This is a genomic window from Marinomonas sp. TW1 (genome assembly GCF_001625355.1).
GTDB lineage: Bacteria > Pseudomonadota > Gammaproteobacteria > Pseudomonadales > Marinomonadaceae > Marinomonas.
In genome coordinates, this window is record NZ_JSEE01000013.1 from 127,312 (window position 1) to 141,662 (window position 14,351).

Genomic DNA, 14,351 nt, shown 5'->3' on the forward strand with positions numbered 1-14,351 from the left:
ATTTATGCACTTACACAGCCGCCACACTGTTAAATGGAGCATTCTTGCTCTGTCTGTTTTATGTCTGATGCTTTCTTTGTTGGGGAGCATTGCTTATGGGCAATATGTTATTTCAAGCAAATCTGTCTGGACGGCATTTTGGGCATTTGACCCTCAATCCATTGACCACGTTATTATTCGTACCACTCGTTTATCTCGAGCGCTTGTCGCCTGTTTGGTTGGCTCGGCGTTAGCTGTTTCTGGTGTGCTGATGCAAGCCTTAACGCGCAATCCGCTGGCTTCACCGTCTATTTTTGGCGTCAACGCAGGCGCTGTGTTCTCCATCGTTTTGTTCTCTACTTTCTTTTCCGTTACTTCTTTGAATACTTTTCTTTGGTTGGCGTTTGTTGGCGCTGCTGTTGCTGGAGCCTTGGTGTATGGCCTGGGGAGTTTAGGAAAAGATGGTTTATCTCCAGTGCGTATTGTGTTGTCTGGCGCGGCGATCTCGGCGTTGTTTATGGCCTTTACTCAAGGCATTTTAGTGATTGGGCAAGAAGGTTTAGACAGTGTTTTGTTTTGGGTGGCGGGTTCCGTATCCGGTCGTGATTTATCTATGGTGATGCCATTAGTGCCCGCTTTTGTTGTTGGCATCGTGTTGTCGATGCTGGCAGCACCACAGATCAATATTTTGTTGTCCGGTGACGATATCGCGAAAGGATTAGGCCAGAACACAGTGCTGATCAAGGTGGTACTGAGTTTGCTGATTATTGGTCTGGCGGGTGGTTCGGTTGCGCTGGGTGGCAGTATTGGTTTTATCGGTTTGATGGTGCCGCATATGGTGCGTTCCTTGGTAGGTTATGATCATAAGTGGCTAATACCGTTGAGTGCGCTGTGGGGGGCAATTTTGTTGTTGTGTGCCGATGTGATCAGTCGTTTTGTGATTATGCCTGAAGAAGTGCCCATTGGTGTGACAACGGCGATCTTGGGCGCGCCCTTCTTTATTTATTTGGCTCGTAAAGGAGGCAAACGTGAGTAAGTTTTTCAGCGTTCGCCATCGTTTAGTTTCATTTTCAACCCCCATTCGTTCCGTGTGGGCAATGCTCGCTCTCCTTGCTGTTTTGCTCACGATTATTTTACTTTCTTTGTGTTTAGGCGAGGAGTTTATTGCTTTACCGCAGGTGCTTCAGACGTTACTTGGTCATGCCGATCAAGCTTCGCAGTTTGTTGTCGAGACATTGCGTTTACCGCGAATTTTGATGGCCGCTATGGTGGGTGCTGCATTGGCGTCGTCTGGGTTGGTACTGCAATCCATGATACGTAACCCGCTGGCGTCACCTGACATTATTGGTATTACTGGTGGCGCTTCGGCGGCGGCGGTGTGCTTCCTCTCTTTTTTCGCGACAGCAATGGGTATGGTCTGGTTGCCTCTTTTTGCCATCGTGGGCGCTTTGCTGGCGGCTTTGTTAATTTATGTCCTCGCTTGGAATAGTGGCGTGACGCCAATGCGCTTGGTGTTGGTCGGTATCGGTATTTCTTCGGCGATGGGTGCGGTGACGACCTTTGTGATTGCTGCAAGCCCGCTCTCTACCAGTATTACGGCGTATATTTGGCTAACGGGCAGTGTGTATGGCGCGAGTTGGGTTGAGGTGAAAGCGTTACTGCCATGGTTGTTGATTTCTTGGCCGTTGGCGTTTTATTTGGCGCGTCGTGTCAATACCCAAGAATTAGGTGATCAGCTGGCGACAGGACTGGGTATATCGGTTCAGCGGTTGCGTTTGGCCTTGTTATTTTTGAGTGTGATTATGGCGGCACCGGCGATTGCTTATGCTGGTGCGGTGGGTTTTGTTGGCTTGATTGCCCCACACATTGCCCGACGTCTTGTTGCACGCAGCTTTGCGCTTTTATTGCCAACCTCGGCATTGGTTGGTGCTTGCTTGGTGATGCTAGCCGATCTTTTCGGTCGCTTGTTATTTCAGCCTTTGGATATTCCTGCTGGGGTGTTTGTGTCGGCGATTGGTGCACCATTCTTTATTTATTTACTCTATCGGCAGCGTTTCTAAGTCGGTTTGTCATATTGGGATGTTTTAACGATGAGTTTGTCTGAAAACCATTTATTAGACCGTAATTTAGGAAATAGTCACTTAGGGCAAAGCAACCCATTAGAAAGTGTGGCGCTGTCTTTAGGTTATGAGAAAAAAACCATTATTAAATCTATGGATTTGGCCATTGAACCTAACCAAATTACAGTGCTGGTGGGGGGGAATGGCTGTGGTAAATCTACCTTGCTTAAGTCGTTTGCTCGTCTGCTGAAGCCTTCGGCTGGGCAAATCCTACTGAATGGCGCAGACATTCATTCATTGTCTGGTAAAGAGGTGGCTCGCAAACTGGCGATTCTTCCTCAAGGTCCTGTTGCACCAGAAGGTTTGACGGTCGAGCAGTTAGTACGTCAAGGTCGTTATCCTCATCAAAATTGGCTACAAAGTTGGACGGAAGACGATGAGCGTTTAGTTCGTAAAGCCTTGCAAGACACCAACATGACCGAGTTTACTCATCGTTCTATTGATGCTTTATCAGGTGGGCAGCGACAACGAGCTTGGATTGCCATGGCGTTGGCGCAAGATACCGATATTTTGTTATTGGATGAGCCAACGACCTATTTGGATTTAACCCATCAAATAGAGATCCTAGACTTATTGTTTGAGCTTAACATGACCCATCAGACTACCATTTTAATGGTGTTGCATGATCTGAATCTGGCCGCTCGTTACGCTCATAAAATGATTGCGATTAAAGATGGCGCGGTGTTTTGCCAGGGCGCACCAGAGGCTATTTTAGATCATGATATGGTGAAGTCTGTGTTTGATATGGAATGTCATATCAGCGCTGATCCGCTATTTGGTACGCCAATGTGCATTCCTTATGGAAAAGGACGCAAGGTCAAGTCTCAGGCCGCTGAGCATGTTTGATCAAGCATTTAAGCATGCACTGCTTCATGAAGAATGGGAGGTGTTGGCGGCATTTGGGCTCAAGTGTTTTCAACAAGATGAGGCACTTGCCATAGCGTCAAGTTCGTTATTGAATGATGACTTGTGTTTAGACACACTACAAAAAATCATGCCGGAACTCGGTGCGCCGAATCTTAAAGTGACGGCGTCATTAGTAATAAAACGCATAGCGTTTCTCACTCTTGCGCCTGTTTTATATGCAATGTCGGGCTTTAATAAGGGCCTTGATGGCTCGTTAGAAAATAGTGTCTTTGAATATTCGTTAGAAAATAGAATATGGCAATCTAAGATGCCATTAAAAGATACGTCGGTGTCTATTTGGAACGGCTCGGATAAAGAGGGTCGAGATGTTTGGCGAGATGAGATCTTGCATAAAGTATTTGCTGGGCATCTAACCTTACTAGTTGAACACTTCTATCGCTTGACTAAAGTATCGCGACGAATTCTCTGGGAAAATGTTGCAGTGCGAGTGTTTAGTATTTATGAACAACGTATTTTACCGAATATCCCAGATGCTCAAATGATTCAAGCTCAGGCCGATTTTGCTTACCTATTAGATCGGAATTCGACCGAGGTGTTTGGGCTGTCAGAAAACCCATTAACGGTGTTTTATCGAAAAAAACAACAAACGGATGTATCCGATAAACCGATTCGAGTAAGACGTACTTGTTGTTACTACTATTTGGCAACTGATCCAGCGGTTTATTGTGGCGCTTGTCCTTTGCTTTTGAAGAAGCGTTAAGCCTCCTATCTTGGAGGCTTAAGCTTGAGGGTGTGAATTAAAAGTCCAAACCGTATGCTAGGGTAATTGTGCGCCCACGGCCTTTAAAGTAAAGGTCATCCTGTTTGACAGAACTTTGAGAATAGTAAGTAAAGTAATCTTCGTTAAATAGGTTGGCGACCGCTATACTCATTTTACCCACAGGAAGTTTGTAACCAACGGATGCGTCGACTAGGGTGTAGCCATCAAACTCTAGCTCGTCATCATCGAAGCTTCTGTCAAAGGCGTGGTTTATTTGCAGTAAAGAGGATAGCTTGTCATTCCAACGAGCATTCCATGATGTCACTAAGCGGTTAGGTGAAATGTTTGCACCAGTTTGTTTTGTATCCACTTTCCCGTCGTTGTTACTGTCATACTTACCCTGAACATAAGAATAACTTGTTTGTAGTTTGTGGGCTTTGTTGAATTGGATGCCAAAAGAAGCTTCTAAACCATGAGCTTCTGTCTTTCTTCGTTTAGTAACATATATGTCGCCCTGCCTAACAACATTGCTATCTAAGTCTGTATTAGACTGGTATGCGCTGACCTCAAAATTGTATGTATTTTTATTAACACGGAATCCTACTTCATAATTGGTAGTTACAACCGGATAGAGGTCAATTAGTGTGTCCACATCATAGTTGGCTCCCTTAACTGTGCGTAATATGCGCCCGACATCAGGCATACCAAATCCCTCGGAGTAGTTGGCAAATACACTGACAGCAGGTTTGATCTTAAAAACCGCACCAGCGTTGTAAACCGTGTCACTAAAGCTCGGCTTGCCACCATTAACTGTCACATTATTATTCGCCGCAACTGTTTGGTAAGTGTCAACGTCTAACTTAGCGTGTTCATTACGGGCTCCTGCTTGTAGAACTAAGCGATCAGTTGGTTGGTATTCAAGTTGTACGAACGGAGCGTAATTTGTGTATTCCGTTTCAGGAACATAGGTGCGACTAGTTAATATTAGTTTCTGACTTGTTTTGTCTTGTAACAAGTCTAAGCCTGCTGTGACGCTTAGGTCATTATTTAAAAGGTCATCTTTGGTCAGGCTAAATTTCGTCCCAATTTTTTCAGATTGGTTTTGGCTTTGGTCGTAAAGGGTGCCACTTGGTGCAATGCTCGTGTCTTGAAAACTTCCGGAGTTTGTTGCGCCATAACGGCCTTCAAAATCTTGGTGGAAAACTTGTGCTTTAAGCTCCATACCATCAAGGTCGCTATCGGTATAAGCAAGACTAGTGGTTTGAACATCATTGTAAGGTGCCAGACCTCTTGGAGTGCTTTTGATTGAGCTGGTTGGAACGCCGTTTGATCTGTCTCCGTCCACACCAGTGAAGTTCATTTGTCCTTTTAATCGGTACTTGTTAACTTCAAGTTCCAGCCTTTTATCATCGGTTAGCCAGTAACCAAGCTTGACGAAAGCATCGTAACTTTTTGAATCCATCGTATCGCCACGAGTAGAGTCAGAACCAACATAGTTGCCGTCGACATCAAGATAAATGCCCTGTACTTCGTTGGTTAATCCTACAAGGAAATCAAAATCATCTTGAGCACCTTCTACTTGATAACCAATTTTATAAGCCAGAGAGTCACTTTTTAATTCATCTGTAGGCGTTGTCAGTTGCACGTCTACATGTTGTTTTAGTTCGTTTGAACGATTGGATTTTGTAATAAAATTGATGATGCCGCCGGTCGCACCTAAGCCATGGACGGCCGTAGCGCCATGAATGACTTCAATGCGCTCTACCATGGATAGGTCAATGGTATGGGCTGAACGACTGCCTTCTCGAATAGGGTTGGATTGTGGCACGCCATCTATCATGTATAAAACGGAACGGCCGCGGAATGTCTGGCTACTGTTGTTTAATTTCTGTGTGTTCGGTGCGTAAGCTGGTAGAAGATTAGAGAGCGCCTGAGAGCTATCGGTACTAATAGCAAGCTGTTCCTCTATTTGTTGCTGTGTAATAACTGTGATCACCTGAGGACTGTCATCTTGCTTGGTATTCGATCGACTGGTTTGAATAATTAATGGGTTCAGATTAATGGATTTCGTATCAGAGTGGTATTGATGACGATCTATCAGACTGTAAGTGCCATCTTGATTCGACTTTATCATGAGATTGGTGGTGGACAGCAGTTGTTCTATTAGGTCGATTGGCGTGGTATGACCAGATAAGCCACCAGTTTTAAGGTTTTGAGTGAGTGTCGGATTAAACGATAGAGCGATGTTGTGGCGTGCGGCAAACGCCGTGAGCGTTGTTCCGAGATCGCCAGCTTCTATTTGAAGTCGCTGTTGATTGCTCTGGTTTGTACTGTCTTCCGCGAATGACAATGAACTCACACTAGCGGTGAATAGCAAGGCACTACAGGTCAGCACATTACGAATGGCTGAGTGGCGTCGTGTTTTTGATAGTAGATTTTTATGGGCAGACACAGCTACCTCCTTTTTGAAAGTTATCATGCTTATTATTTGTCTAACTAATAAGCCACTTGAAAAGGAAAAAGGTGTCAGAAAAATAAGAATAAGTTTGTTTTCTTGGTTCTTAGAGACAGTAGTTCACACGTTATACGGCTTCGAGTGTGATCCAATAGTTTCCTAAATGATTATTTATATTAATAGGATATGTATTCGATAGCATGTTGAGTATGACGTTGATATCGGTAATAGGAAATGCACCAGATATTTCTATGTTTTCAATCTTCGGCGAGACTCGTAAGAGTCCTCGATGATACCGAGAGACTTCTTGAATGAACTGATGGAGCGGCATGTTGTGCACAGCTAACATGTTATTTAGCCAAGAAATGGTGTCGGTAGACAAGACCTCATGAGATAAAAGAGAATGGTCTGATAGTTCAGCTTGGTGACCAGTTATAATGATGTTTTTCTCCTTATGATCTGCAAATTTAGGCATGGCCTCGACACGACCTTCAAGCACTCCGAGCCGAGTAGTATGAGGGTATTGTCGAACGGTAAAATTGGCCTCTAAGGGAGATAAAAATGCTTCTTGGGTTGAGACAATGAATGGCCTGAAATCCTGAGACGTAGCTTTGGCAACATGAAGTTGAATTTCACCTTCTCGCAAGGCTAATAAACGTTCTTTACCATCAAAAAAAGCATCGAAAGCCGTGGCTGTGTTGAGAGTTACCTGAGTACCATCGGGTAAGGTAACCTGTTTCATTTGGCCTTTGGCCGTTCGGTAATCTGCTCGCCAGTGTTGGCTTTCTACTGTTTTATAAGCTCCCCAAGCAATAGGGCCTGTGGCTAATAGTAGTGCTAGTTTTCCGATGTTTAAACGACGTTCTTTATCATCAGGACGGTTTAACACAGCGTAAGCGATATCTTTTGGCAGTGTGTCGACTTGATTGATAAAACGCTGAGCGCGTTGCCAAGCAAAACGATTGTTATCGGAAGACTGTTGCCAGTGCTCTAATTGTGTTTGCTCGACAGGAGTTAATGGTTTTTCTTGTTGCTTAACAAGCCATTCTGCGGCTTCTTGCAGGCTTTTTTTTGATATTTTATTCAAAAAAATCGTTCTCCATCAACGTAAAACAATGAACATAAGCTTGCTTCATATACCGCTTCACTGTGGCGAGGGACAGGGTCATCTCATCAGCGATGTGTTGATATTTTTTTCCCTCTAGCTGCGACATTAAAAAGACGTCTTTGACATGGCTTGGGAGGGTGTTAAGCAATGAATCTATTTCTTCTAAAGTTTGTAAAATAATGAATTGGCTTTCGGTTGAAGGGGCCAAACTTTCTGGCTGTTTTGCCAGATACTCTAGATAGGTTTGTTCTAATGATTTACGTCTATAAAAATGACTTACAAGGCCTTTTGCGATTGTTGTCAAATACGCTTTAGGTTCATTGATTGTGTCAGCATTTTGTTTAGCGTAAATACGTAAAAATGTATCTTGAGTTAAATCTGCCGCATCAAATTGATTATCCAAACGTCGACGTATCCATGTATATAACCAATTGTGGTGATTCATATACAGAGAATGCATTACATCATGTTGCACGTTTGGGGTCGGATTGTGCGGCATGAAATGTCTCCTTTTGGAGTGTAAATGATAATTACTATTATTAGAGTGCTTTATGGATTTTTTGTCAATATAAAGTGCGGAGAGAGCATTTTTTGCCATGCAGGAAGGGAGAAAACACCTTTGCTGGAATTTTTACAAAGGCGTTTTTGTTTAATTCATTTGTGTGGATAGACTCAGATCACTTTGGCGGATGGTTATTCATCCAGTGCTCAGCAATGTCTCCACGTTTGGCTATCCAGACGTCATCATGGGATTCGACATAATCTAAGAATTTTTTCAGGGCCATGAAACGGCTGGGTTTACCGAGTGTACGACAATGCATGCCGATGGACATCATTTTCGGTGCTGTGGCACCTTCTTCATACAAGCAATCAAAGTTGTCTTTTAGGTATTGAAAAAATTCTTCGCCATGATTGAAACCATAAGGCGAGGAAAACTTCATATCATTGCAATCAAGTGTATAAGGAACGATGAGATGCGGCTTGGTTTGATTGGCATTGTCATGGTGAGGGACTTTTACCCAATAAGGTAGATCGTCGCCATAATTGTCGGAATCGTATTTGAGCTGTGTATGCTCAGCGACCAGCGCACGAGTATTTGGTGAGTCTCTACCTGTATACCAGCCTGTTGGTTTGACCCCTGTGATATTTTCAATCAGTGCTAAAGCTTCTTGCATGTGACGTCTTTCTTCGTCGATAGACATGTCTTGATAATGGATCCATTTTAAACCATGACAGACAATCTCGTGTTGGCCTTCCACAATGGCATTGGCGACATCTGGATTACGTTGCAGGGCGGTAGCGACGGCGAAGATAGTGAGCGGCAGACCACGTCGTTCAAATTCATTGAGAATGCGCCAAACACCTGAACGTGAACCGTATTCGTACAGGGATTCCATGCTCATATGGCGATCTTTGTAAGCTTGAGCGCCAAACATTTCAGATAAGAAGGTTTCGGAGTGTTCATCGCCGTGTGCTACGCAGTTTTCGCCGCCTTCTTCAAAGTTCAAAACAAATTGTACGGCGATACGAGCTTGATTTGGCCATTGAACGTCTGGCAATCCATGTCGGCCGTAACCGGTAAAATCTCTTTCTAAATAATGTTTCATAGTCGGTGTTCCGTTTGTGATTAGGTTATGTTTATTAGTAAGTGCGATTTAATCTTTCATCTGGAATTGGTTTATTAGATAGACATCATTGTGTCCAATGAGCATAGCGTCCTATAAAGGGTTTGCTTATTCGCTTTCCATATTGCCCTGTTTTAGACGTTTTTAAGCCAAGTTGATGCAACGACTCGGCCAGTTTCACTGCCGCAGAGACACCGTCGATAATAGGAATAGAAAGTTCTTTGGACAGTTTATTCACTAGGTTGGACATCCCAGCACATCCCAGCACAATGGCTTCTGCGCCATCTTCTTCCATGGCGGCTAAACATTCCGTTTTTAGTAATTGGTAGGCTTTATTGTCTATGTTTTCTAAGGCCAACACTGGAATGTCTGTGGCTCTAACACCGCTGCAATGGGTCTGGTGGCCATATTTTGAAAGTAAGTGCTCACTTGTAGGCAATGTTCTTGATAAAGTGGTTACGACGCCAAAGCGATAGGAAATGAGGCTGGCCATTTGAAAGGCCGCTTCTGCTATGCCAATGACTGGTGCGTCTGCTAATTCGCGAGCCGCGTCTAATGCTGGATCACCAAAACAGGCAATAATATGGGCGTCCACATTCTGTTGTTTCCCTTGTTCAATCAGATCAAGTAAAGCGGCACTGGCAATGGCTTCATCAAAGGCACATTCAATGCTTTTAGGACCGTGTTCTGGGGTGCTAGGAATAATTTGTGTGCTGGATAAGGCGCTGGCACGAGCGCTTATGGCCATTGTGTCGGTCATGTCGGCGCTGGTGTTTGGGTTGATTAACTGGATTTTCATAGAGTCCTTAAAGAGTAAGTGCTTCTAATGTGTAAATAGCTGCTGAAAGTCGATGTTGTTATCGGTTGTGCTATCGAGAATCAAGGAAGACTTAATGTGCTGTAAATGATGGTGCATCCAAACTTGAGCTTGATCTGACTTTTTCTCGTCTAGTAGATCAAGTAATTGCGTGTGGTCTCCGCATTCGCAACCCACACTACCGCGTGTGCCATAGGCCGCGAGGATTAATGAAGAACGATAGCAAAGCTGCTCTATAAAACGGGCCAATACTTGGTTTCCCGATAGGTTTGCCAATTCATAATGAAAGCGAGCAGTGAGTTGAATGGATTCCGCTAACTGATTGGTCGCTTCGGCTTGTTTCTCTTCTAGCACCATGTCTCTAAAACGTTTTGATTGTGTTAAATCCCAATGGCTCAGTAGTGCCGGAATAAGTTGTGGTTCGATTAACATTCGACTGTCTAGTACTTCCGATGCTTCTGTTTCACTAGGGCGGTTGACATGAGCCCCTTTGTTTTTTTCGATAATGACAAAATGTTCTAAAGCAAGCCTTTGCAAAACTTTGCGAATGCCAGTTCTGCTGACACTAAATGCTTCTGATAAACGGTCTTCCGGTAAGCGTGCGCCAGGGGGTAACTGATGTTCGACGATGGCGTTGAGTATCTGTTGATATATGTGTTCGTCATTCGACATAGGGTGTTCCTATAAACTGTATACAATGTTATTTATTTGTTTCTATTAGAACAATATAGCATGGCAGTCTGTTTCATACATCTTAAACAAAAAAGAAATATACCACGCACAGTTTTGGCGTTTATCTGGTGTTTTTGGTTAATTTTGGTGCGGATTTTTTATCTTTTTATCCGTTTTTACCTATTTAGACCTCAGTTTATTGGAAACTGTTTTTGGCACGTAAATTGTATTCATAGTTGTATACAATCAAAAAGGTGTTTGGTGATGAAGCAAGAATTCGAGCAAAGTTTAAAGTTGGCTAATAGCGACCTCCTTCCGGAGAAAGAGCAAAAATGGGGGTGGTACAGTATCTTCGCATTTTGGATGTCTGATGTTCATAGTGTTGGTGGGTATGTATTTGCTGCTAGTTTGTTTGCCTTAGGATTAAATGGCATTCAGGTTTTCATTAGTTTGCTATTAGGGATATCGATTGTCTTGGTGTTTGCCAATTTGATGGGTAAACCAGGTCAAAAAGCCGGTGTGCCGTTTCCGGTTGTGGCGCGTATGTCGTTTGGGGTTTTTGGCGCTAATATTCCAGCCATTATACGAGGCTTAATTGCGGTTGTTTGGTATGGTATTCAAACTTTTCTCGCGTCCAGTTCCTTCATTATCTTGTTGCTTTACTTTTTTCCTAGCATGGCATCGTTAGCGGACAAGTCATTCATTGGATTGTCTTACTTGGGGTGGATTGGGTTTTCGGCGATGTGGGTGGTGCAAGGAATTGTGTTTATGTTTGGTATGGACATGATTCGTAAAGTAATCGATTGGTCGGGACCAGCTATTTATGTTGCCATGTTTGCCTTGTGTATTTATATGGTTGATCGAGCAGGGTGGGAGAATATCCATTTTAATCTAAGCTCAACGAGCCTTACAGGTATGGATGTCTATGTGCAGATGTTTATCGCCATTGCTCTGGTTGCTGGGTATTTTGCTGGACCGACATTAAACTTTAGCGACTTCTCTCGTTATTGTGGCAGTTACCAGAAGTTAAAGTTTGGTAATTTATTGGGGTTGCCGGTTAATTTTGTGTTGTTCTCCTTGTTTAGTGTGGTCATTGTTTCTGCGTCGATTCCGGTTTTCGGTGAGATGATTACGGATCCGGTGGAAACAGTAAAACGTCTTGATTCCGGTTTTATTACCGTGCTTGGTGCTTTGACTTTTATCTTTGCAACAGTGGGGATCAATATCGTGGCGAACTTTGTGGCCCCTGCATTTGATTTTTCTAATGTGTCGCCACAGAAAATCAGTTTTAAAGCGGGTGGCTTTATTGCTGCGTTTGGTTCGGTTCTGTTAACGCCTTGGAATTTGTTCAATAACCCTGAGGTCATTCATTATACCGTTGATGTGCTTGGCGCGATGATTGGCCCTTTATACGGCATTATTATCGTTGATTATTACTTCATCAAAAAAGGTCATATCGATGTGGCGTCTTTATATACTGAATCTGTTAAAGGCTTGTATTGGTATGACAATGGTGTGAATAAGAAGAGTGTTTATGCCCTAATCATTGCGGGTTCTATATCGATTTTAGCCACATTCGTTTTTCCAGTGCTTGCCAATTACGCACTATTTATTGGCGGCATCATAGCTGGGTTAAGCTATCGATATATGATGGAAGCTGAGCGCTTGGCGATGCAAGATATGGCGCTTGCTAAACCATAAAAGGATCGATCAAAGTTACTTACTTATGATCTGGGCGTACTTTGTCTAACAGGCTGCGGGTTTAGTGTTAAGTACTGAACAAGCTGCTGGAGATTTGATTGAGCGTAAGGGTTGTATTCCAGCCCGTAATAACGCTTTTGGTCTCCTTCTTGTGGAAATAGAGCAATTAAACTGCCTGCTACTAATTCTGCTTGAATTAAAGCCTTAGGACAAAGTGCGACGCCTTGGCCAGCCAGTGTGGCCATTTATAATAGGTGGAAATCTTCATAGATTAGTTTTTGCCCAGCAGGAAGTGCGAGGCTGAACTGAGAAAACCAAGTCTGCCAGCTGTGTTCGGAATGGTCATGTAATAGGTTTGCTTCGAGTAAAGACGTTGGATTGCCCATTGGGTTAGCGTGACTTAAGTAAAGCGGGCTACAGACTGGAATGGTTTTGCCTGTAAACAAAGGAACCACTCTATACTGGCTCGTATGATTCGATAGGAAGCTGCTAATACGCAGGCTGTTTTCGTCCAGGTATTCAGGTGCTGAAGAATGATAGCGAATGATTAAATCCAGCTCAGGGTGAGTTTCTTTGAACGCGAGTATCAGTGGCAGCAACCAAGGCTCTAACAAAGACGGTAAACAATATAAGGTCAAACGTTGTTGATGGTTTGGTGTTTCATTTAATAGGGTGTGATCAATATGATCAAAGGGTTGGGCGAGTTGCTCTGCGAGGGTCAAGCCTCTTGGTGTCGCTTTTAACTGACGGCCATTTTTATAAAACAAAGCGTAACCGAGTTGTGACTCTAATCGTTTAATCTGATGACTCACTGCGGACTCAGTCAAACTTAAATAGTCTGCGGTTTGTTTTAAACTGCCAAAACGTACAACCAGATGGAAAGTGTGGAGCGAAGTATAGGGAAGGCTCATATGATCACTTTAATATTTGTCATGTATTGAAAAATAATATCAATTTTTTAATGTGTTTGCTTTTCCTAAGCTTGGCTTACTTACTTATTGTATTCGGAGGGCATCATGGCAAAAGTAGAAGCGGCTTATCGTAAAGGTCCAGATTCAAAACTCACCATAGACAAACGTTTTTATGCCTCATTAACGCAAGGCAAGACACAGCGTACTTTAATTGACAAAATTTCTGTCCCGTTGCGCTCAGGGAAAGCCTGGAAGGTGCCCGCAGGTCATGTGTTTCGAGTCTTAGTGCCAGAAGGGCCACAAGTGGGTGACTTTAATATGTGGAATCAACACGATCCGCGAGAAAAAATGTGGGCATCGCGTACTCGACAATTGCAAAGTGCCCATGTGAGTACATTTGATCGCATTTGGTCAACCTTACCCTTCTTACGCCCCATGGTGACCATTATCGATGACACTTTAGCGGATTATGGGCAGGATGATGAAGGTGGCCGTGTCCATGACCTATTAGGGACGCGATGTGATCCTTATGTAAATCACCTATTAACCGGAGACGATTTTGATTTTCACTGTCATTCGAACTTAGTAAGGGCTGTTCTGCCTTTTGGGTTAACGGAATTTGATGTGCACGATGTTTTGAATATTTTTCAATGCACAGGGTTAAATGAAGATGATCAATATTTCATGAAAGCTTGTCCTGCGAAAAAAGGTGACTATTTAGAGTTCTTTGCTGAGATGGATTTACTTTGCGCGTTATCTTGCTGCCCCGGTGGTGATCTGTCAGTTGACCTTTGGGGACCAGATGCTAAGGATCCATTATCAACCTGTCATCCATTAGAGGTTGAAATTTATCAGTTAGAAGAGGCTGCATTGGAAGGGTGGCAAGTGCCATCAAGCCCGAACTATCGAGGAGGGCATGGTATGCAAGCTCCTGCTATTGATTGGCAAGTGCGAAAAAATGCCATAAAAGGCTGATTTCGTTTAATTTTTAAACGATTTTATTGCTCTAAAATTGCAAAAAGTAAGTAGATCCAACTTTTTAGGAAATTAATCTAATAATCTCAAAAAAGAGCTTGCACTCAAAAATAGGATGCGTATTATACGCATCCACTGACACGGGGTGCACTTCAAAACAACGAAGCGACATCAAAAACAAGTCAGTACGCTCTTTAAAATAGATAATCAGATAATTTGTGTGGGCGCTCGCTAGGGCTTCAAAAAAGAAATTGAAGTCTTACGAGAGTCAAACACGTCAATTCGCTTTATTAAGTAAAATTGTGAGTGTTTCGAATTTGAGTGAGCAAGCTTTTTAACTGAAGAGTTTGATCATGGCTCA

13 protein-coding genes are annotated in these 14,351 nt (G+C 43.2%); 6 read left to right on the forward strand and 7 right to left on the reverse strand.

Annotation, left to right across the window (positions count from 1 at the left end; translation table 11 throughout):
* Window positions 1–4 precede the first annotated feature (4 nt).
* Genes OA79_RS13280 through OA79_RS13295 form a run of 4 tightly spaced genes read left to right on the forward strand, consistent with a single transcriptional unit; the run spans window position 5 to window position 3,726 of the window.
* Window positions 5–1,015: a FecCD family ABC transporter permease gene (locus OA79_RS13280; RefSeq protein ID WP_063333719.1), complete on the forward strand. Its 1,011-nt coding sequence runs from the start codon at window positions 5–7 to the stop codon at window positions 1,013–1,015.
* On the forward strand, window positions 1,008–2,039 hold the full coding sequence (locus OA79_RS13285) for a FecCD family ABC transporter permease (protein ID WP_063333720.1): 1,032 nt from the start codon (window positions 1,008–1,010) through the stop codon (window positions 2,037–2,039). The genes OA79_RS13280 and OA79_RS13285 overlap by 8 nt, the downstream gene beginning before the upstream one ends.
* 30 nt (window positions 2,040–2,069) lie before the next feature.
* The gene (locus tag OA79_RS13290) at window positions 2,070–2,945 is read left to right on the forward strand and encodes an ABC transporter ATP-binding protein (protein ID WP_082825469.1); all 876 of its coding nucleotides are present in this window, start codon (window positions 2,070–2,072) and stop codon (window positions 2,943–2,945) included.
* Window positions 2,938–3,726, forward strand: coding sequence for an IucA/IucC family C-terminal-domain containing protein (locus tag OA79_RS13295; protein WP_063333721.1), 789 nt, complete (start codon window positions 2,938–2,940; stop codon window positions 3,724–3,726). Before OA79_RS13290 ends, OA79_RS13295 begins: the two co-directional genes overlap by 8 nt.
* A gap of 37 nt (window positions 3,727–3,763) precedes the next feature.
* On the opposite strand, the gene OA79_RS13300 is transcribed toward OA79_RS13295, so the two are convergent.
* From OA79_RS13300 to OA79_RS13325, 6 genes are all read right to left on the reverse strand, one after another.
* Window positions 3,764–6,178: a TonB-dependent receptor gene (locus OA79_RS13300; protein ID WP_063333722.1), complete on the reverse strand. Its 2,415-nt coding sequence runs from the start codon at window positions 6,176–6,178 to the stop codon at window positions 3,764–3,766.
* Window positions 6,179–6,308: 130 nt separating this feature from the next.
* Window positions 6,309–7,268: a FecR domain-containing protein gene (locus OA79_RS13305; RefSeq protein ID WP_082825470.1), complete on the reverse strand. Its 960-nt coding sequence runs from the start codon at window positions 7,266–7,268 to the stop codon at window positions 6,309–6,311.
* Window positions 7,261–7,788: a sigma-70 family RNA polymerase sigma factor gene (locus OA79_RS13310; protein ID WP_063333724.1), complete on the reverse strand. Its 528-nt coding sequence runs from the start codon at window positions 7,786–7,788 to the stop codon at window positions 7,261–7,263. Before OA79_RS13310 ends, OA79_RS13305 begins: the two co-directional genes overlap by 8 nt.
* 178 nt (window positions 7,789–7,966) lie before the next feature.
* Entirely contained in the window at window positions 7,967–8,896 is a 930-nt protein-coding gene (gene puuE / locus OA79_RS13315; RefSeq protein WP_063333725.1) for an allantoinase PuuE, read from the reverse strand.
* Between the two features lie 85 nt (window positions 8,897–8,981).
* Window positions 8,982–9,713 (reverse strand): aspartate/glutamate racemase family protein, encoded by a 732-nt coding sequence (locus tag OA79_RS13320; RefSeq protein ID WP_063333726.1) that lies wholly within the window; start codon window positions 9,711–9,713, stop codon window positions 8,982–8,984.
* 24 nt (window positions 9,714–9,737) lie between these two features.
* Window positions 9,738–10,403 (reverse strand): GntR family transcriptional regulator, encoded by a 666-nt coding sequence (locus OA79_RS13325; RefSeq protein ID WP_063333727.1) that lies wholly within the window; start codon window positions 10,401–10,403, stop codon window positions 9,738–9,740.
* Window positions 10,404–10,667: 264 nt separating this feature from the next.
* On the opposite strand from OA79_RS13325, the gene OA79_RS13330 reads away from it, so the two are divergent.
* The gene (locus OA79_RS13330; RefSeq protein WP_063333728.1) at window positions 10,668–12,104 is read left to right on the forward strand and encodes an NCS1 family nucleobase:cation symporter-1; all 1,437 of its coding nucleotides are present in this window, start codon (window positions 10,668–10,670) and stop codon (window positions 12,102–12,104) included.
* 245 nt (window positions 12,105–12,349) lie between these two features.
* Here OA79_RS13330 and OA79_RS13340 read toward each other — a convergent pair whose 3' ends face one another.
* A complete protein-coding gene (locus OA79_RS13340) occupies window positions 12,350–13,015 on the reverse strand; it encodes a LysR family transcriptional regulator (protein WP_063333730.1) in 666 nt (221 codons plus the stop codon).
* A 105-nt stretch (window positions 13,016–13,120) separates the two neighbouring features.
* On the opposite strand from OA79_RS13340, the gene OA79_RS13345 reads away from it, so the two are divergent.
* Window positions 13,121–13,990, forward strand: coding sequence for an urea carboxylase-associated family protein (locus tag OA79_RS13345; protein ID WP_063333731.1), 870 nt, complete (start codon window positions 13,121–13,123; stop codon window positions 13,988–13,990).
* Window positions 13,991–14,351 lie beyond the last annotated feature (361 nt).